Source organism: Bradyrhizobium sp. B039, from assembly GCF_038965675.1.
Classification (GTDB): domain Bacteria; phylum Pseudomonadota; class Alphaproteobacteria; order Rhizobiales; family Xanthobacteraceae; genus Bradyrhizobium; species Bradyrhizobium diazoefficiens.
The window spans coordinates 7,128,795-7,147,016 of sequence record NZ_CP152416.1 but is presented as its reverse complement, the minus strand read 5'-3'; the positions used below and the strand labels follow the sequence as shown (position 1 = coordinate 7,147,016).

Annotated in this window: 17 protein-coding genes; 11 read left to right on the top strand and 6 right to left on the bottom strand. The window is 64.6% G+C overall.

Going from position 1 to position 18,222, the window contains the following annotated elements:
* Window positions 1-33 precede the first annotated feature (33 nt).
* The gene (locus AAFG50_RS33905) at window positions 34-546 is read left to right on the top strand and encodes a hypothetical protein (protein ID WP_011089587.1); all 513 of its coding nucleotides are present in this window, start codon (window positions 34-36) and stop codon (window positions 544-546) included.
* Complete coding sequence (locus AAFG50_RS33900) at window positions 543-1,001, top strand: hypothetical protein (protein WP_011089586.1); 459 nt, start codon at window positions 543-545, stop codon at window positions 999-1,001. The genes AAFG50_RS33905 and AAFG50_RS33900 overlap by 4 nt, the downstream gene beginning before the upstream one ends.
* A gap of 211 nt (window positions 1,002-1,212) precedes the next feature.
* On the opposite strand, the gene AAFG50_RS33895 is transcribed toward AAFG50_RS33900, so the two are convergent.
* On the bottom strand, window positions 1,213-1,983 hold the full coding sequence (locus AAFG50_RS33895; protein ID WP_028175236.1) for a response regulator transcription factor: 771 nt from the start codon (window positions 1,981-1,983) through the stop codon (window positions 1,213-1,215).
* An 822-nt stretch (window positions 1,984-2,805) separates the two neighbouring features.
* On the opposite strand from AAFG50_RS33895, the gene AAFG50_RS33890 reads away from it, so the two are divergent.
* A complete protein-coding gene (locus AAFG50_RS33890) occupies window positions 2,806-3,756 on the top strand; it encodes a hypothetical protein (RefSeq protein WP_011089583.1) in 951 nt (316 codons plus the stop codon).
* A gap of 13 nt (window positions 3,757-3,769) precedes the next feature.
* On the opposite strand, the gene AAFG50_RS33885 is transcribed toward AAFG50_RS33890, so the two are convergent.
* A complete protein-coding gene (locus AAFG50_RS33885) occupies window positions 3,770-4,348 on the bottom strand; it encodes a MarR family transcriptional regulator (protein WP_011089582.1) in 579 nt (192 codons plus the stop codon).
* A gap of 664 nt (window positions 4,349-5,012) precedes the next feature.
* On the opposite strand from AAFG50_RS33885, the gene AAFG50_RS33880 reads away from it, so the two are divergent.
* Window positions 5,013-5,900 (top strand): dienelactone hydrolase family protein, encoded by an 888-nt coding sequence (locus AAFG50_RS33880; protein ID WP_028175237.1) that lies wholly within the window; start codon window positions 5,013-5,015, stop codon window positions 5,898-5,900.
* Window positions 5,901-6,415: 515 nt separating this feature from the next.
* A complete protein-coding gene (gene ltrA / locus AAFG50_RS33875) occupies window positions 6,416-7,792 on the top strand; it encodes a group II intron reverse transcriptase/maturase (RefSeq protein ID WP_039185878.1) in 1,377 nt (458 codons plus the stop codon).
* A gap of 94 nt (window positions 7,793-7,886) precedes the next feature.
* Here ltrA and AAFG50_RS33870 read toward each other — a convergent pair whose 3' ends face one another.
* A complete protein-coding gene (locus tag AAFG50_RS33870) occupies window positions 7,887-9,155 on the bottom strand; it encodes a serine hydrolase domain-containing protein (protein WP_028174482.1) in 1,269 nt (422 codons plus the stop codon).
* Between the two features lie 117 nt (window positions 9,156-9,272).
* Window positions 9,273-10,124: an SDR family oxidoreductase gene (locus AAFG50_RS33865; RefSeq protein ID WP_028174483.1), complete on the bottom strand. Its 852-nt coding sequence runs from the start codon at window positions 10,122-10,124 to the stop codon at window positions 9,273-9,275.
* A gap of 156 nt (window positions 10,125-10,280) precedes the next feature.
* Between AAFG50_RS33865 and AAFG50_RS33860 the strand changes: the two genes are divergently transcribed.
* On the top strand, window positions 10,281-10,997 hold the full coding sequence (locus AAFG50_RS33860; protein WP_028174484.1) for an HAD family hydrolase: 717 nt from the start codon (window positions 10,281-10,283) through the stop codon (window positions 10,995-10,997).
* Window positions 10,998-11,064: 67 nt separating this feature from the next.
* Here AAFG50_RS33860 and AAFG50_RS33855 read toward each other — a convergent pair whose 3' ends face one another.
* On the bottom strand, window positions 11,065-11,472 hold the full coding sequence (locus tag AAFG50_RS33855; protein ID WP_028174485.1) for a nuclear transport factor 2 family protein: 408 nt from the start codon (window positions 11,470-11,472) through the stop codon (window positions 11,065-11,067).
* Between the two features lie 100 nt (window positions 11,473-11,572).
* On the bottom strand, window positions 11,573-13,057 hold the full coding sequence (locus AAFG50_RS33850) for a mannitol dehydrogenase family protein (RefSeq protein WP_028174486.1): 1,485 nt from the start codon (window positions 13,055-13,057) through the stop codon (window positions 11,573-11,575).
* 144 nt (window positions 13,058-13,201) lie between these two features.
* On the opposite strand from AAFG50_RS33850, the gene AAFG50_RS33845 reads away from it, so the two are divergent.
* The 5 genes from AAFG50_RS33845 (at window position 13,202) to AAFG50_RS33825 (ending at window position 18,212) form a co-directional block, all read left to right on the top strand.
* A complete protein-coding gene (locus tag AAFG50_RS33845; RefSeq protein WP_028174487.1) occupies window positions 13,202-14,023 on the top strand; it encodes a FadR/GntR family transcriptional regulator in 822 nt (273 codons plus the stop codon).
* A gap of 87 nt (window positions 14,024-14,110) precedes the next feature.
* On the top strand, window positions 14,111-15,070 hold the full coding sequence (locus AAFG50_RS33840; protein WP_039186120.1) for a sialic acid TRAP transporter substrate-binding protein SiaP: 960 nt from the start codon (window positions 14,111-14,113) through the stop codon (window positions 15,068-15,070).
* 106 nt (window positions 15,071-15,176) lie between these two features.
* Window positions 15,177-15,755, top strand: coding sequence for a TRAP transporter small permease (locus AAFG50_RS33835; protein ID WP_028174489.1), 579 nt, complete (start codon window positions 15,177-15,179; stop codon window positions 15,753-15,755).
* Between the two features lie 4 nt (window positions 15,756-15,759).
* Entirely contained in the window at window positions 15,760-17,166 is a 1,407-nt protein-coding gene (locus AAFG50_RS33830; protein WP_011089571.1) for a TRAP transporter large permease subunit, read from the top strand.
* The gene (locus AAFG50_RS33825) at window positions 17,163-18,212 is read left to right on the top strand and encodes an L-idonate 5-dehydrogenase (protein ID WP_028174490.1); all 1,050 of its coding nucleotides are present in this window, start codon (window positions 17,163-17,165) and stop codon (window positions 18,210-18,212) included. Before AAFG50_RS33830 ends, AAFG50_RS33825 begins: the two co-directional genes overlap by 4 nt.
* The last annotated feature ends 10 nt before the right edge of the window (window positions 18,213-18,222 follow it).

Here is an 18,222-nt window from a genome sequence, read left to right as displayed (position 1 = left end):
AATGGGTGACAGAAGTTGAGGGGTGAATTTCCAATGCAGGCACAAGAAGGCGCGGCGGTCCTGGTGATGGAGCAGCCGGTCGTGGACGCCGAGGCGATGACGGTTGAAGCGGCATCGAGCAATGCGCTGTTGCCCGTGCTGCTGCCGAATGTCGGCGGCGAGGCGGTGGTCGACAGGGCCGAGGCGGCGAGAGCGGACGAAGTGCGCGGCCTGCTGGCGGCGATCCGCAGGCTCGAGAGTATCGTCGAGGAGGAGACGGTTGCGCTCGCGACGGGCAAGAAGATCGATTTCGACGATTTCAGCGCCCGCAAGAGCCGGAGCATGCTCGAGTTCGTCCGCCTGATGCGGGCGCGGATGCATCTCGGCAGCGAGGTCGAGATCACCGAGGAGGTCCAGCGGCTGCGCGAGAAGCTGGAGCGGAATCGTTCCATCCTCGAAATGCATTACGACGCGGTGCGCGAGGTCGCGACCATCATCGTCAAGGCAATCAAGGATGCCGATTCGGACGGCACCTATACCGGTCGCGCAACGCAGGACGGAAAATGATCAGACTCGTGCTTGCCGGGCTCTGGGTCTGCATCCTCACGGCAGGCACGAGCTACGCCGTGGCCTATTGGAAGGAAAACGGCAGCCTGCTGCCGGCAAAGGACGCATATCTCGACGGGCTCCAATACCAGAAGACGCGGGCGCTGAGCGTGCCCATGGTCGAGAATGGCAATGTGCAGGGCTACATCGTCGCGCGCTTCGTCTACACCGTGGAGGCGCGGACCATGCACCAGCTCAACGTTCCGCCGGAGCCGTTCGTCGTCGACGAGGCCTTCCGCAGGATCTATGCCGACGACCGCCTCGATTTCAGGAAGCTCGCGCGCTACGACCTCTCCATCCTCACGACGGGCATCAAGCAGCGCGTCAACGAGCGGATGCAGGCCGACGTCGTCCAGGACGTCCTGGTCGAGGACTTCAACTACGTCTCGAAGGAAGAATTCCAGCAGAAACCCTAGCGCATGGCCCGGACAGGCGCGAAGCGGCTTTCCGGAAGGATGCTCGACCAGGAAACCAAAGCGCGCCCCCGATCTCGCAGCGCTTTGGTATGGCGGCGCCTCGCGCCTCGGGGCCTTGCGTTCTGCCGTCTCAGCCGCCGAAAGTACAACGGCCTCTGCGAAGGTGCTCCGCAGAGGCCGTTGTCGTTTTTCGCGGCAGCGCTCAGCCGCGTCAGTTACCGGCCGGATAGGCCGCCGGGGCGATGTGCGCCCGGTTGAGGAGGATGCCGACCTCGTCGAGCTCCTGCATCGGCACGTCGACGGTCTCGCCGGCGGGAATGTTGAGGCGGTATCCGACATAACGCCGGGCCACGATCGCGTCGAAGCCGAGGCGGTCGCGGAGCTTCTTGCGCAGTTTGCTGACGTGGCTCTCGATCACACTCTCGTCGAAGGTCGACTCGAAGATGCCGTAGACCGCGTTGAAGATCTGCGTCTTGGTGATCCACTTGCCGTGGTTGCTGACCATATATTCGAGAATACGCAATTCACGGCGGGGCAGGGTGAGGGCGTGGCCCGCGATCTCGGGGTCGCGCCCGTTGAAGAAGACCTGGATCCTGGTCTCGCAGGGTCTCGGCAACTCGCCCACCCGGCGGCGCGCGATCGCGGCCGTTCGGGCGAGGATCTCGCGCAGGTGAATCGGCACGTACACGACGTCGTCAACGCCCGATTCGAACAGCTCCAGCGTGTTCTTGAGCATCTTCTGGCCGCTCATGGCGATGATGGGAGCCGAGGAGCGCTTGCGCATCGCCCGCGGCAGGCTTCCGCGGGCGTCGCAATCCCCGAGGAGGAAGGCGTCGACCGCTGCCAGGTCCGATTCACTCGCAGATTGCAGCCAGTCCCAGAATTCTCCGGAGGAGAAGCCGATCGACGATACGCCTTCGCGAACGAGCCCTCCAACGTAGCTGTTCGTGACGCTCTCACGATCATCAACGATAATATACATCAGTCTTTCGCCCCTGTTTCGCACTTATCGCGGCCGGTTGGTTGTTGTGATGCCCGGCTCGGCGACCATGCTGTTTGACGATATTTCCATCCCGCGAACCGTTGTTATGGTTTCGATATTCGCGGGCAGCCCTACGCATTCAGTGCCTGCGTTTTCCGCGGGCCTGTTACTTCGACTCGATACTGAACGCTTACTGCGTGAGGCTCGGCGGGTGTCTTACGGATCACCTCGCGGAGCGGATTGAGACAGCGACCTAGAACAGTTGCGCCAAGTTGCTTATCGCGTCCGAACGCTACTGAACCTTGCCGATCTCCTCGCCAACTGGCGAGAATCACTTGGATAGGACCGTAACAATTGCCGATTTCCGATCAAGCGCGCGCATCAAAGCGATTGCTATGTGTGTTTGATGCTGTTGGTTTGTTTCGAGTTGTTTCTTGATATATTCAATCGCATCAGTTGATTTGGATTTTGAACTAGTTTTGCACCGTGACGGATCTATAGTTCCGCATCCCCGTATAATCACAGCTATTTCGGGTGGTGCTGCGGGGTAGGCGTATGGAGGGGTTTTCAACCCCGGATTGACTCTCTCCACCGGTTTTCCACATGCGACAATTCGACTCATGTGTGGCGAGGCGACTCCAGCTTGGCGAAATCTTGGCGAGGGTGTGTCTTTCGAGTCGCACTCTCGCCACGTGCGTGACGCGTTTGACTCATGCGACGTCGCATCGTGCGTGATGAAAAGTTTTCGATGCGCACGTTTCGGGCAAGCTTCGACAAATAAATTCGTCGTTCGATAGATCTAACCGAACGGAGCATTCTCGCATGTTGTCCGATGGAAAAGCTCGTCCCAACGAGACCGCTGACGTTTCCTCGGCGGCGAAGCCGGCTCCGGAGCCACGCAATACAAGGGACAGCGCGACGCAAACAGCCAAGCCGGCCGCGAGCGCAAAGCGTGCGTCGGCTGCGGCGAGCGACGAAGCGCTGGCGAAAGAGGCGCTCGAGGGGCTGAAGCGCATTCGCGCCAAGGCGCGCCTCGACAAGATGGCGATACCCAAGCCCGCGCCGGTCGTGATGAAGCCGGCCGTGATCGTGGCCAAGCCGCCGCCGCCCCGTCCGACCTGGGTCGCGCCGCTCGCAACGTTGGCGGTCGCCGCCATCCTGGTGGTCTGCGCCTGCACCGGTGTGATCGCCTATCTCACCACGCAGCCCGCCCAGAACAATGTCGCGGCCAATACGGAGATCAGGAATCTGCGCGAGACGGTCGCCCAGCTGCGCAAGCAGGTGTCGGGCGTGTCCGAAAATCTCGACGGCCTGCGCACCGCGGTCGATCAATCGAGCAAGGCGACCAACGATCGCTTCGGCAGGTTTGCCGAGAATCTGGACCGCATCGAGCGGGTGAGCTCGTCCTCGACGGTAAAGCTCGACAAGCTCGCCCAGGCGCAAGCCCAGGCTCCGGCGCCGACAGTGGCGCAATCGCAGCCGTCGTCGCAGGCCGCGCCGATGATGGCTTCGCTCGCAGCGCCCGAGGTCACGGGCTCGGTGTCTCCCTCCGAGCGCGCATCAGTGCCGCGGAAGGTGGTCAAGGGCTGGTCGGTGCGCCAGGCCTATGAGGGGATTGCGATCCTGCAAAGCCCGAACGGCGTCATCGAGGCCGTGCTGGGGCAGCAGGTGCCCGGCCTTGGCCGCATCGAGGAGATCCGGAACGAGAACGGGCGCCTTGTGGTCGAATCCAGCGGGGGCGTGATCTACTCGTCGCGCAAGGCAACGCCGTGATCGAGCGCCGCCTCTATTGGCGGTGATGCTCGAAGCTGGTGCATAGCAGATCGACCTCCGGCTCCGCGATTGGCGCGCGAAACAGGCGGCAGCTGAACTCGACCGTCGTCTTGCCGTCCGCCGCGGTGCGATCTTCCCGGAGGAAGATGCAGCGCTTGCAGACGTCGGTATGGTGCCGCTGCTCGGCCGCGTCCGACTGGTCCAGCACGTGGCGGAGCGCGTCGCGGAAGCGGATCTTGGCCTCGTCGTCGAGCACGGCAATCGCCTCGACGAGAACGTTAACGGGATCGCGCGCCAGGAACTTCTTGCCCGGCTGCGTAACGCTCAGCATCACCGACCGCTTGTCCTTGGCCGAGCGCTTTCGCTCGAGATAGCCGAGCCGTTCCAGCTCGCCGATGATGAACGAGGCGGTGCCGCGCGTGGTGCCGACGTAACTCGCGAGCGCCGACGGCGTGCGGGAAAACCGGTTGGCGCGGGAGAGGAAGCGCAGCGCCATCCACTCGCGATCGCGCAAGCCGTGCTTGGTGCCTTCGAACCAGAGGATTCGTGCGACCTGCTCCAACAGTTCAATCGATTCGCGAGCCAAATTCATTTCACTTCCAAGTCGGATAAAGCTTTATTCAACTGAGCCTTCGGGGGAGCGCAATCGGGGTGGACGAGAATGAAACCCGCGGGCGATCCTTGGTCGGACGGCGCGCCCACTGGGAAGACGTCCTCCGTTTCCGGAGATGGAACTTCCGGCCGTGGAACTAGAGCGTCACAAAGAAAGTTCGAGTAAACCGCGCGGCTCAACTCTTCTGAAAATTTCAGTCAAATGACGGCGGCTCGCGCGCGGGATTCCGATAGCGCGCAACATCCCGGCAACATGATGTGTCGTTGCGGCCGCGATGGAGCCCATTTGTTGCGGCGAAGCGTTTCGAATTGCGCGAGGGGTGGAGTGTCTGCAGCTTCTGACCGCGTGAGGTGCGGCGGAAGAACCCCTATTTTCGGTTAATGGATGTTGCGCCGCAGCGCAGCCACGCGGTTAAATCGGGCACACGATCAAATCCGGAAAGCTTGCGCGTGGCCTTGCGCGGACGATCGCCGGCCAGCGGCATCATCTCGATTCAGCTCAGGCAGGACATGGGGGAGCGGCGTCAGGGACATGCCTGAAGACCGCATGCTCGCAGGCTGGTGATTTGCGTTTCCCCGGCGACTCTTGGCGAATGCATCGCCCCCCGGGGGTACCATTGCAGGCAGCAGGAAGGGATAGACTGATGAGTTTCGAAACGATCATGACATCCGACGTCGTCGGGCTGACGAAAGTTGCCCCGGTCTCGCGTCGCGGATTCATGAGCGCCACCGCGGCCGTCGCCGCCGGCTACACGCTTGCGGCAGGTCCCGTCCGTGCCGAGGTGATCGCGACGGATACCAAGGGCCTCCAGGCCGGCGACGCCAGGATCAAGGTCGGCTCCGAGGAGATGCCTGCCTATTTCGCCCGCCCCGCCGGCAACACCAAGGCGCCGGTGATCATCGTGGCGATGGAGATTTTCGGCCTGCACGAATACATCAAGGACGTGACGCGGCGCCTGGCCAAGCTCGGCGCATTCGCAATCGCGCCCGACTATTACTTCCGCAAGGGCGTCGACCTGACCAAGGTGACCGACATCAAGGACCTGTTGGCGGTCGTGAATGCCAAGCCGGACGCCGAGCTGCTGTCCGATCTCGACGCGACGGTGGCGTGGGCGGGATCGCAGGGCGGCGATACCGCCAAGCTCGGTATCATCGGCTTCTGCCGCGGCGGGCGCTCCGTCTGGGAATATGCCGCTCACGGCGGTACTCTCAAGGCGGGTGTCGCCTTCTATGGGACGGTGGTCGACCCCGCCAATCCACTGTGGCCGAAGAGCCCGCTCCAGCTCGCACCCGAGATGAAGACGCCGGTGCTCGGCCTCTATGGCGGCGCCGATACCGGCATTCCCGTTGCGCAGGTCGAGCAGCTCAAGGCGGCGCTCGAGCAGAACAAGAAGACGGCCGAATTCAAGATCTACCCCGAAGCGCCGCACGGCTTCCATGCCGACTACCGCGGCAGCTACCGCAAGGACGCCGCGGAAGATGCCTGGAAGCAGGCCGAGGACTGGTTCAAGAAATATGGCGTCCTGAGCTGACGCCGGAGCATGATCCGGAAAAGTGTGCAGCGGTTTTCCGACAAGATCATGCTCAAGCAATTCAAGAGGGCGGCCCGCACGGCCGCCCTTTCTGTTGTGTGCCGAGTATGAGCGACAGCTTGGAGGTGGAAGTCCTCTATCCAGCCTGATGGCGGCGAAGGATTAGCGAAGCGCAAGGGCGTCATCGTGAGGTGGGGTCTGAAGAAAGCGTGGAGCAAAGCCGCGGCCCGATGGACAAACACCGGATAACGAGGCCTACCCGGCCGGACGAGCGAGCAATTGATCGCGAAGTCCAAGGTCATCAAAGGTCGGGGTGGTAAATTCGGCGGGCGTGCGGTGAAGGCGGTCGGTCTTACCTCGGGAGGTCTGCGCTGTGTCTCGGCAACGAGACTGAGACCGTCGCAAGACGGCCTGACCGCAGCGCAGAAGTCAGCCGAGGGCGTAGTAGGCGGCAGCGCGCCGCTGAAGGCCTGAACGGTGGAAGTGGTCAGTAGAGCGGCGATCTCGTGCGAGCCATGCGGCAGAAGAATCAGGTCGAGCTGAACTTGAGCCCCGGAGCGGAGGGTGAAGCCCGAAGCGCCGGCGCCCGAGAGCCTGAAGCGCGTGCGGCGGAAGTCTGTCTCGAACGCCCGGCGGTCGCAGGACCGTCGATGGAAGACGTTGTCGAGAGTGAGAATCTGAAGGCAGCGTTGGCGCAAGTAAAGCGCAACAAGGGCGCGGCGGGCGTCGACGGGATGACCGTCGGCGAGCTGTCAGCCCACCTGAAGGAGCACTGGCCTGCGATCCGAGCCCAGTTGCTTGACGGCACCTACAAGCCACAGCCGGTGCGGCGGGTGGAGATACCGAAGGCGTCGGGCGGCCTGCGGCCGCTCGGCATTCCGACGGTGCTCGACCGCTTGATCCAGCAGGCGGTGATGCAGGTGCTGCAGGCGGATTGGGATAGGACGTTCGCCGAGACGAGCTTCGGCTTTCGGCCGGGGCGCTCGGCACATCGGGCGGTGGAACGGGCGCAGGCGTACATTGCGGCCGGCCACAGCATCGTGGTGGACATCGACCTGGAGAAGTTCTTTGACCGGGTCAACCACGACATCCTGATGGGACTGGTTGCCAAGCGGGTTGCTGACAAGCGCATCCTGAAGCTCATCCGCGCCTTCCTGAATGCGGGTGTGTTGGAAGGAGGGCTGGTCAGTCCGACGGAAGAGGGCACGCCGCAGGGCGGTCCGCTCTCGCCGCTGTTGTCGAACCTGATGCTGGATGTGCTGGACAAGGAACTGGAGAAGCGCGGCCACCGCTTCGTGCGTTACGCCGACGACTGCAACATCTACGTGCGCAGTCAGCGGGCGGGCGAACGGGTGCTGGCTGGCGTCGAGAGGTTCCTCGAAAAGCGCCTCAAGCTCAAGATCAACAAAGCGAAGAGCGCGGTTGCCAAACCGAGTGTTCGCAAGTTCCTGGGCTTCAGCTTCACCGGCGGGCAAGAACCGCGGCGGCGCATCGCGCCGCAGGCACTCGCCCGCTTCAAGGCGAAGGTTCGGGAGCTCACGCGACGCACGCGTGGTCGATGCCTCGTGCAGATCGCCAAAGAACTGTCGACCTACCTGATTGGGTGGCGCGGCTACTTCGGCTTCTGTCAAACCCCGTCGGTGTTGCGCGTGCTTGACCAGTGGATCAGGCGACGGTTGCGCGCCGTTGCCTGGAAGCAATGGAAGTATGGACCCGCTCGCTTTGCCGAGTTGCGACGCCGCGGCGTCGGCCGGGATCTGGCGGCGCAAACCGCCGGCAGCCCACGTGGCCCTTGGCGGCTCGCGAACAGCCCCGCGCTCACCATTGCTCTGCCAAACGGCTTCTTTGCCTCACTCGGCTTGGCTTCCGTCGCGGCACGGCGACCCGCATAATCCGCTGAACCGCCGGATACGGACCCGTATGTCCGGTGGTGTGGGAGGGGCGGAGCCGCGAGGCTTCCCCCTATCCCGATTCAGCGTGCCGATCTCACTTCACCATCGCGCCATAGACGATGTCCTGGACCTGCTCGCGATAGTATTTCCTGAGCTCACCGGGCGCCGCCGTCCCGACCACCACGACGAGACGCTCCTTGGGATCGCAGAAGAACTGCGTTCCGAACGCGCCGTTCCAGGTGAACTCGCCGGGATTGCCGGGGACCGACGACACCCCTTCGCCGGTGCGGACCGCAACCGCGAGGCCAAAGCCGAAGCCGGCGCGATGCGGCTCGATGACCGCCACGTTGTTCTTGATCTCGGGGCCGAGATGGTTGGTCGTCATGTGATGCACGGTCTTCGGGCCGAGGATGCGCTGGCTGTCGAGCTCGCCGCCGTTGAGCAGCATCTGCCCGAAGCGGATGTAGTCGCCGACCGTCGCGAACGAACAGGCGCCGCCGCAGTCGAACCTGGTCGGCGTGTCCAGCAGCTTGATGGCTTGCGGCTTCCCCGTCAGCGGATCGTTGGCGAACGGGCGGGCGAGGCGAGGGCGCTGCGCGTCGGTCGGGTGGAAGGTCGCGTCCTTCATGCCGAGCGGCAGCCACACATTGGCGGCGAGATAGTCGCCGAGCCGCTGTTCGCTCACCTTCTCGACGACGGCGCCGAGCACATCGATCGAAAAGCCGTATTCGAACTCGGTCGAGGGCTGATGCGCCAGCGGCAGCTTTGTGATGCGGTCGACGAAGGCCTGCGTGTCGCCTTCGATCGCCGGCGCGACGCCATCAGGGTATTGCCGCGCCACCGGGCTCGATGAGTCCGGGCGACCGCCATACATCAATCCGGACGTATGCCGGTAGAGATCGTGGATGAAGATCGGCGAGGCCTGCGGCTCGAGCTTGAGCGAGCCGTCGGCCTGCTGAACGCCGACCTTCATGTCGGCAAAGCCGGGATAGTAGTCGGACAGCCTGGCCTGGAGCGGCAACTGGCCCTTCTCCATCAGCGTCAGGCCTGCGACTGCGGCCATCGGCTTGGTCATCGAGGCCAGCGCGAAGATCGCGTCGACCGACATCGGCGTGCCCTTGTCCGGATCGAGCAGGCCATAGGCCTTGTAGTGCACGAGCTTGCCGTCACGCGCCACTGCGACGACGGCGCCGGGCACGCGCTTTGCGGCGATTTCGCGGGCGAAGAAACTGTCGAGCCGTGCAAGACCCTGCTTCGAGAAACCGGCGTCGTCAGGATTGGCTTCGGGCAGCGGTGCGGCGCGCGCTGCACCGAATGCGATGACGGCAGCCGCCGCCGCGATCATGGCGATCGTCTTCTTCATTGTATCCTCCCAAGGCGAGCTCGTTTCGTTGTGGCTCGCGCGGCACCTAGATCACGATCGCACTGGGGCGAAGTCAAGCGCAGGCAGGGCATGTCTGGGAGGCGTCGGAGGTGGATCCTATCGTCCTTCGCCCGCGCGCCACAGTGCATCCAGGGCGTGGCGGTAGGTCGGATAGGCCAGCGTGACGCCGAGCTCGCGCTTCAATTTCGCGTTGGAGACGCGAGCGCTGCTGGCATAGAAGCTGCGCGCCATCACCGACATCTCGGCGGTCTCGAACGCCTCTTCGGGCGGCGGCGCGACGCCCATGAGCTGGGCGGCATAGGCGATCACGTCCTGCGGCGGCGCGGGCTCGTCGTCGCAGACGTTCCAGGTGCCGCTGCCCTGGTGACGAACCGCGGCCATGATCGCGCTTGCGATGTCGTCGGTGTGGATGCGGTTGAAGACCTGTCCGGGCTTGATGATGCGCCGGGCCGTTCCGGCGCGCAGCGTCACCAGCGCGTTGCGGCCGGGACCGTAGATGCCTGCAAGCCGCAGGATCGCGACATCGCCGCGCCCGATATCCGTCCAGGCCTGCTCCGCTGCGAGCCGCATGCGTGTGCGGTCGAGGGCGGCCTGCGGCGGCGTGCTTTCGTCCACCCAGCTACCTGCGTGATCGCCATAGACGCCGATCGTGGACAGGTAGATGATCTTGCGCTGACGGCCAGCGGCCAGCACGTCCGCGCAGGCCGCGATTGCGGGATCGCCGGCGCTGCCGGGCGGGATCGAGATGAGAAGGACATCGGCGTCGCTGATACGTTCGGCCGTCTCGCGAGCCGGGCGGCTGCCGGAAAACGGGTGCACCTCGATGCCTGCAAGGTCATCCCGTTTCGCGGGATCGCGCACCGTGCCGGCGATGTGCGAGAACGTTCCGCCGAATCTGCGGACGAAATGCCTGGCGCTATAGCCGAAGCCTAGAATGAAGAGCCGCATGCCTCTCCCGTGCAGGTCGGAGTTCCCGTCGCGCCAGCTGCGCGCTTCCGCTCATAAGGGATTTTTGGGTCCGGCAAAAGATATTGCAATTTTACGCGCCCGCCAGTGCGGGCGATGATCGCTCGTCACGGAGATGTCATCAGGGAAGCGTCGATCATGCAGGCAGAAGCGACCGCCATAGCGCCATTGGACGCCGCGGAGCTGATCCGGCGCGCGGCCGCGCTGATCTTCGATGTCGACGGCACCCTGGCCGAGACGGAGGAACTGCATCGGCAGGCCTTCAACCATGCCTTTGTCCGCCACGGTCTCGACTGGCATTGGGACCGCGCCGTCTACAAGGACCTGCTGCGGGTGACAGGCGGCAAGGAGCGAATTCGCGCTCACCACGCTCGGCTGCGGATTGCCCGGCCATTGTCAGACGAAGACATCGCCGAACTCCACCGCGTCAAGACCGCGCATTACGCCGAGCTGATCGAGACCGGCTGTTGCCCGCTGCGGTCGGGCGTGACGGACCTTCTCGCCGCGGCGAAGGCGCGCGGCCAGCGGCTCGCGATCGCGACCACCACCTCGCACGGCAACATCGATGCGCTGCTGTCGCGGGCGCTGGGGATGCGCTGGGCCGCGGACTTCGATGCGATCGTTGCCGGTGACGACGTCCGTTACAAGAAGCCTGCGCCGGATGTCTATCTCGAAGTCCTGGCGCGGCTGACGCTGGAGGCCTCCGACTGCGTCGCAATCGAGGATTCCGCCAACGGCCTGATTGCGGCATCGCGGGCGAACATCCCGGTTCTGATCACCCGCAGCATGTTCTTCCGGGACGATGATTTCGGCGCGGCGCGGTTCGTGCTGGACGATCTGTCGGGGCTTCGATGAGGTCGCCAACTAAAAAACGGAAAAACAACCCCATGCACAGTAGAACGGGCCGGCGGGCCTGCCGCCTTCAGTGGACGCGGTGACTCGTTCTATCGTCTTCAGCCTGCTCGACAATCTGCGCAATCGGGCTCGACTGATGGTGAACCAGGCGCCAGTCGTCGCCGACGCGGCGAAAATGGTTGGCAGCGGCCAAGGCGGTGCCGTCGACGATCTCGATGCAGAGCACGCGCGCGCAGTCGCCGTCGACGATGGCCTGCGGCTCGGCGCAGACGATCTGCGGTCGCTCCGGATTTTGCAGGATGTCGCGCCAGCTCCCGATCACGGTGGCCCGCCCGATGATCGCAGGCCAGCCAGGATGGATGCAGGAGATGGCGTCGTCATCCGCCCACATCTGTTCCATTCCGGCGAAGTCGCCCGTTGAAAAGGCGGCGTAGAAGGCCGCGTTCGCGGCGATGACCTTGCTGTCCTTTGCCATGGCTCTCGGGTGAGGCAATGGCAGGCAAAAATCAAGCGCGACTTCCGTCGACTTTGCGTTCGATTTGGACTGCAGTGCAGCATTACTGCCCTGTTTGTGGTCACGCAGAAACGTGCGTCTCCACCGCCCGCCGCGCGCCGTCCGTATAGAGACGGCCGAGCGCCGCGATCACGGCCTCGCGCAGGCGCGGCTCGGCACCCAGCGGCCCGAACACTTGTCCGACCCCGAGCAGTGCGGGCGCGAGCCGTTCGGCGACAGGGCCCGCCTCGAGCGCCAAGCCTGCGAACTCGCCGGCGAGGGGATCGCGCACGTCGATGGCGCGGCCGTGCTCGTCGCGCGCGGTGACGTAGCGCATCCAGCCGGCCACCGCGAGCGCATGCGTCGCGATCGGCAGGTTCTTGGCGAGGCGATCCCGCATCGCGCCGAGCAGCCGTTGCGGCAGCTTTTGCGAGCCGTCCATCGCGATCTGCCAGGTGCGATGATGCAGCGCCGGATTGGCGAAGCGCTTGAGCAGCGAGGCGCGATAGGCGGCAAGGTCGGTGCTCGCCGGCATCGTCAGCGTCACCGCGGCCTCTTCCATCACCTGCGCGGCGAGACGCGCGAAGTGCGGATCCTGCATGGTGTCGGCGATGGTCTCGTAGCCGGCGAGATAGCCGAGATAGGCGAGCGCGGAATGGCTGGCGTTGAGCAGCCGAAGCTTCATCAGCTCGAACGGCTTGACGTCGGTGACGAGCTCGACGCCCGCGGCGGCAAGATCGGGCCGGCCCGCCGCGAAGCGGTCCTCGACCACCCATTGCGTGAAGGGCTCGGTCATCACCGGCCAGGCGTCGCGGAAGCCCAGCGCGGATGACACCGCATCGCGGTCGGCATCCGTCGTCTCCGGCACGATGCGGTCGACCATGGTCGAGGGAAAGGCTGCGGTATCCGCGATCCACTTGCCGAGATCCTTCGAGCGCAGCGCCGCGAACTGCGTCACGATCCGTTGCACGGTGTGGCCGTTGGCGGCGAGGTTGTCGCAGCACAGCACGGTGAAGGGCGCAAGCCCCTGCGCCCGGCGGCGCGCCAGCGCGGCCACGATGAAGCCGGGGGCCGAGCGCGGCGCGTCAAAATTGTTGAGATCGTGCACGACGTCCGGGTGCCGCTCGTCGAGATCGCCGGTCTGCGGCGTATGGCAATAGCCTTTCTCGGTGACGGTGAGCGAGACGATGCGAATGGCGGGATCGGCCATCCGCTCGATCAGCCGCGCCGGGTTCTCGCGTGCGACGACGCTGTCGAGCAGCGCGCCGATGACGCGATGCTCGGTGCCCTCAGTGGCACGAACGGCAACGGTGTAGAGATGATCCTGCGGGGCGAGGGCATCGCGCGTATCCGGGCTGCGCAGGCTCGCGCCGACGATGCCCCAGGATGCGGCCCCGGTGGCAAGGCAATCGTCGATGACGACGGCCTGATGCGCGCGATGAAAGGCCCCGAGGCCGAGATGCACGATGCCGGGCGTGACGCGCGAACGGTCATAGGCCGGGCGGCGGATGGCCGGCGGCAGCCGGTCGAGATTGGCGCGGCCAAGACGCGTTGAATTATGGCGCATGGTCGTCTCTCCCTGTCTTTGGCCGCTGCTTGACATGGCGCCCCTCCTCGGTCAATGCTCCGGTCAATTGGTAAGGCCAATTATCCAAAATTGGCGGGCGGCGGGTTTGGACGACCCCGCGCGACCCTTTCGGGGAGGACCAGCGTGCCGCTGGAAGCTGTGGAGGCGAGACGGCTCTATCGCCAGGTCGCCGATCAATTGCGAAGCCTGATCGACAGCGGCGAGTACGCGGTCGGCAGCCGCTTGCCGACCGAGCGCGAGCTCGCCGAGCAGCTCAAGGTGTCGCGGCCGACGGTGCGCGAAGCCCTGATCGCGCTCGAGGTCGAAGGCCGCCTGCGCATCCGCGTCGGGTCCGGCATCTATGTGATCGAGCCCGCGGCCGTTGCGGCGCCTGCGACCGCTTCCGTCATCGAGGGGCCGTTCGAGCTGTTGCGCGCCCGAGAATTCCTGGAAAGCGCTATCGCCGAGCAGGCCGCGCGCGTCGCGACCAAGGACGACGTCGCGCGCATCGACGCGTCGCTTCTCGCGATGGAGAATGTCGAGCACCCCGGCGAAGCCTCGATGGTCCACGACCGCGCGTTCCATGTCGCGATCGCCGGAAGTCTCGGCAATGCCGTCCTGGTGCGCGTGGTCGGCGAGCTGTTCGACCAGCGCCTCAATCCCTATTTCGCGCAGCTTGCGCATTATTTCGAGAACCCGGGCACCTGGCGCACCGCGCTCGACGAGCATCGCGCCGTGCGCGACGCGATCGCCGCGCATGATCCGGACGCCGCGCGCGAGGCGATGCGCAATCACCTGGCGCGCTCGCAGGAGCGCTTTGCGCAGAATTTCGGCGCCGTGGCCGCGGCAGGATCGTCCCCGGCACGATCTCCGGAAACGCCGGCAAAACCGGAACGGGCGCCGAAGAAGCAGGCCGAGAAACAGGCCAAGAAGCAGGCCAAGAGCGGCAGCGCGCGGCGGCGATGAGATTGGGCGGCCCGCATTCCTTGCAGGCGGGCGAACAAGAAGCAGACTTGAACGATGGAGGAAAAGTCAGTGTTGAAGAAGATGACGATGATGCTCGCGGTCTCGGCCGCGGCGATGTTCGCGACGACCCAGGCCGGCATGGCGCAGACCAAGCTGAAATGGGCCCATGTCTACGAGACCTCTGAGCCGTTCCATACCGCTTCGGTCTGGGCCGCGCAGGAGATCGGCAAGCGCACCAACGGGCGCTATACGGTCGATGTCTATCCGGCGTCCCAGCTCGGCAAGGAAGCCGACATCAACCAGGGCCTTTCGCTCGGCTCGGTCGACATCATCATCTCCGGCTCGAGCTTCGCGGCCAAGAGCTTCCCGCCGATCGGCGTGACCTACTATCCCTACACCTTCCGCGACGCCGATCATCTCCTGGCCTACACTAAGAGCGACATCTTCAAGGAGCTCGCCAAGGGCTATGAGGACAAGAGCGGCCACCACATCGTCGCCGTGACCTATTACGGCGTGCGCCAGACCTCGTCGAACAAGCCGATCAAGAGCTGCGCCGACCTCAAGGGCCTGAAGATGCGCGTGCCCGACGTTCCGGCCTATCTCGCAATGCCGCGCGCCTGCGGCGCCAACACCGCGCCGATCGCGTTCGCCGAAGTCTATCTCGCGCTCCAGAACGGCACCGTCGAGGCACAGGAGAATCCGCTGACCACGATCGAGGCCAAGAAGTTCTACGAGGTGCAGAAGCACATCGTGCTGACCGGCCACATCGTCGACCACCTCAACACGGTGGTGGCGGGCGCGCTCTGGAAGAAGCTCTCCGACGAGGACAAGAAGATCTTCACCGACGTCGCGCAGGAGGCCGCCGCCAAGGCGACCGCGGAGATCAAGCAGAACGAAGCCAAGCTGGTCGCCTTCTTCAAGGAGAAGGGCCTGACCGTGACCGAGGTCGACAAGAACGAGTTCCGCGACACCGTGCTGAAGAACGTCGCGTTCGAGACTTTCGGTTACCGCAAGGCGGATTGGGAACGGATTCAGGACGTTAAGTGACGACGTAGTCGTCATTCCGGGGCGGCTCGAAGAGCCGAACCCGGAATCTCGAGGTTCCGGGTTCGACGCGTCGCCCCGGAACGACGATTTGGAGAGAGGTAACCCCATGTCGACCGCCGAAATACACCGGCAGATCACCGCGGACGAGATCGCCCACACCTTCGGGGAGGAGGCGGCGCCGAAGGTCGATCTCGGCATCTACGCTTTCGAGGACTGGGTGGCGCTGGCGATCTTCTGGGTGATGGCGCTTGCCGTCTTCCTCCAGTTCTTCACCCGCTACGTCCTCAACGACAGCTATGCCTGGACCGAGGAGATCGCGACCTACTGCCTGATCGGCGTGGTCTTCATCGGCGCATCGATGTGCGTAAGGCTGTCGCGGCACATCCAGGTCGATCTGATCTACCGCTATCTGCCGCATCTCGTCGCGCGCACGCTGTCGACGGTCATCGACCTGATCCGGATCGCCTTCTTCGGCTACGCCATCAAGCTGGTCTGGGTCTACATCCAGATCATCGGCGACGAGTCCATGACCACGATCAATCTTCCCAAGGACTACGTCTATTACGCCGTGCTGGCCGGCTTCGTGCTGATGTTCGTGCGCTCGGTGCAGGTGGCGCTGCAACATCTGCGACAGGGCTACTCGATCCTCGAACGTCCCGGCGCCTACGACGGTTTTGAAGGGTAAGGTCATGCTGCTGTTGCTTGGTGGTTTTCTCCTCCTGATGCTGCTCGGCGTTCCCGTGGCGATCGCCATGGCCGCGTCGTCGCTGCTCTACATCCTGGTCAGCGGCGTGACGCCCGACGTCACGCTGGCGCAGCGCATGATCGCCGGTGTCGAGAGCTTCCCGCTGCTCGCCGTGCCGTTCTTCATCCTGGCCGGCAATCTCATGAACATCGCCGGCGTGACCGGCCGCATCTACAAGTTCGCCGTCGCGCTGGTCGGCTGGATGCGCGGCGGCCTCGGCCACGTCAACATCATCGGCTCGGTGATCTTCTCCGGCATGTCCGGCACCGCGATCGCGGATGCCGCCGGTCTCGGCACCATCGAGATCAAGGCGATGAAGGACCACGGCTACTCGACCGAGTTCTCGGTCGGCGTCACCGCGGCGTCCGCGACGCTCGGGCCCATCATCCCGCCGTCGCTGCCCTTCGTGATCTACGGCATGATGGCGAACGTCTCGATCGGCGCGCTGTTCCTGGGCGGCGTCATTCCCGGCATCGTCATGACGCTTCTGATGATGGCCACCGTCACCTACTTCGCGCACAAGAACAAATGGGGCAGCGACACGCCGTTCTCCTGGCCGCAGCTCGGCTCGGCCGGCCTCGAGATCGCCATCGTGCTCGCTTTCCCGCTCGCGATCTGGCTGATGGTGGTTGCCGGCATGTCGACCAACATGGCGGTCGTCATCGGGCTCGGCGTGCTGCTCGCGATCGACTGGTACTTCGACTTCTCGGCGGTGATGGCGCTGATGGCGCCGGTGATCCTGATCGGCGGCATGACGCTGGGCTGGTTCACGCCGACCGAGGCCGCGGTCGCCGCCGTGATCTGGTCGCTGTTCCTCGGGCTCGTGCGCTACCGCACCATGACGCTGAAGACGGTGGCGAAGGCGACTTTCGACACCATCGAGACCACGGCCTCGGTGCTGTTCATCGTGACAGCTGCGTCGATCTTCGCCTGGCTGCTGACGGTGTCGCAGGCCGCCCAGATGCTCTCGGACTGGATGCTCAGCATTACCCACAACAAATGGGTGTTCCTGGCGCTTGCCAACGTGCTGATCCTGTTCGTCGGCTGCTTCATCGACACCACGGCGGCGATCACCATCCTGGTGCCGATCCTGCTGCCAATTGTGCTCAAGCTCGGCATCGATCCGATCCATTTCGGCCTGATCATGACGCTGAACCTGATGATCGGCCTGCTGCATCCGCCGCTCGGCATGGTGCTGTTCGTGCTCGCCCGCGTGGCAAAGCTCTCGGTCGAGCGCACGACGGTGGCGATCCTGCCCTGGCTGGTGCCGCTGATGCTCGCGCTGATCGCGATCACCTACATCCCCGAACTGACCCTCTGGCTGCCTAAATACATGGGACTCTCCAAATGACCTCCACTGCTCTCGCCGCAACCCTGTTCGGCCCCGAAGACCTGCGCATGATCGAGCATCCCCTCGACAAGCTCGCATCAGGCATGGTGCGCATCCGCTTCGGCGCCGGCGGCATCTGCGGCTCGGACATGCATTATTTCCGTCATGCGCGGACCGGCGATTTCGTGGTGAAGTCGCCATTGGTGTTGGGGCATGAGATCTCCGGCGAAGTCGTGGAGATCTCGGGCTCCGCAGCCAATCTGAAGGTCGGCGACCGCGTCGCCGTCAATCCGTCGCGCTGGTGCGGCCATTGCGTCGCCTGCCGCGAGGGCCGGCCGAACCTCTGCGAAAACATCTATTTCATGGGCTCGGCCTCGAAGACCCCGCACATGCAGGGCGGCTTTGCCAATTACTTCGACGCGATCCCCGCGCAATGCGTCAAGATTCCCGATCACGTCTCCTATCAGGCGGCAGCGCTCGCCGAGCCGCTCGCAGTCTGCCTGCACGCGGTGGCGCGCGCCGGCAACATCGAGGGCAAGCGCGGGGTCATCTTCGGCGCCGGCCCGATCGGGCTTCTGACCATGCTCGCCGCGCACCGTGCCGGCATGGCCGACGTCACGGTGGCCGACATCGCGCCGGCGCCGCTCGCCTTTGCGAGCCGGCTTGGCGCCACTCATGTCGAGAACGTATCGGGTGGGGAAGAAGGCCTGAAGGCGCAGGCTGCTTCACGACCCTATGACGTCGCGTTCGAGGTCTCTGGCACGGCCGCGGGTCTCGCCAGCGCGATCGGCATCGTCCGGCGTGGCGGCGTCGTGGTGCAGATCGGCAATCTGCCGGGTGGCCAGATCCCGACGCCGTCGAATGCGGTCATGGCCAAGGAGATCGACCTGCGCGGCTCGTTCCGCTTCGGCTTCGAGTTCATGACGGCGGTGCAACTGATTTCCGCTGGCAGCGTCGACGTGCTGTCGCTGGTCACGGCCGAGCGGCCGCTCTCGACCGCACCCGATGCGCTGCGGCTGGCGCTCGACCGCTCGCAGAGCGTCAAGGTCGTGCTGACTGCGAACTGATCCGGGAGAA

Coding starts and splice junctions, on each gene's coding strand:
- AAFG50_RS33905 (WP_011089587.1), top strand. CDS start 34: ATGCAGGCACAAGAAGGCGCGGCGGTCCTGGTGATGGAGCAGCCGGTC.
- AAFG50_RS33900 (WP_011089586.1), top strand. CDS start 543: ATGATCAGACTCGTGCTTGCCGGGCTCTGGGTCTGCATCCTCACGGCA.
- AAFG50_RS33895 (WP_028175236.1), bottom strand. CDS start 1,983: ATGTATATTATCGTTGATGATCGTGAGAGCGTCACGAACAGCTACGTT.
- AAFG50_RS33890 (WP_011089583.1), top strand. CDS start 2,806: ATGTTGTCCGATGGAAAAGCTCGTCCCAACGAGACCGCTGACGTTTCC.
- AAFG50_RS33885 (WP_011089582.1), bottom strand. CDS start 4,348: ATGAATTTGGCTCGCGAATCGATTGAACTGTTGGAGCAGGTCGCACGA.
- AAFG50_RS33880 (WP_028175237.1), top strand. CDS start 5,013: ATGAGTTTCGAAACGATCATGACATCCGACGTCGTCGGGCTGACGAAA.
- ltrA (WP_039185878.1), top strand. CDS start 6,416: ATGCGGCAGAAGAATCAGGTCGAGCTGAACTTGAGCCCCGGAGCGGAG.
- AAFG50_RS33870 (WP_028174482.1), bottom strand. CDS start 9,155: ATGAAGAAGACGATCGCCATGATCGCGGCGGCGGCTGCCGTCATCGCA.
- AAFG50_RS33865 (WP_028174483.1), bottom strand. CDS start 10,124: ATGCGGCTCTTCATTCTAGGCTTCGGCTATAGCGCCAGGCATTTCGTC.
- AAFG50_RS33860 (WP_028174484.1), top strand. CDS start 10,281: ATGCAGGCAGAAGCGACCGCCATAGCGCCATTGGACGCCGCGGAGCTG.
- AAFG50_RS33855 (WP_028174485.1), bottom strand. CDS start 11,472: ATGGCAAAGGACAGCAAGGTCATCGCCGCGAACGCGGCCTTCTACGCC.
- AAFG50_RS33850 (WP_028174486.1), bottom strand. CDS start 13,057: ATGCGCCATAATTCAACGCGTCTTGGCCGCGCCAATCTCGACCGGCTG.
- AAFG50_RS33840 (WP_039186120.1), top strand. CDS start 14,111: ATGATGCTCGCGGTCTCGGCCGCGGCGATGTTCGCGACGACCCAGGCC.
- AAFG50_RS33835 (WP_028174489.1), top strand. CDS start 15,177: ATGTCGACCGCCGAAATACACCGGCAGATCACCGCGGACGAGATCGCC.
- AAFG50_RS33830 (WP_011089571.1), top strand. CDS start 15,760: ATGCTGCTGTTGCTTGGTGGTTTTCTCCTCCTGATGCTGCTCGGCGTT.
- AAFG50_RS33825 (WP_028174490.1), top strand. CDS start 17,163: ATGACCTCCACTGCTCTCGCCGCAACCCTGTTCGGCCCCGAAGACCTG.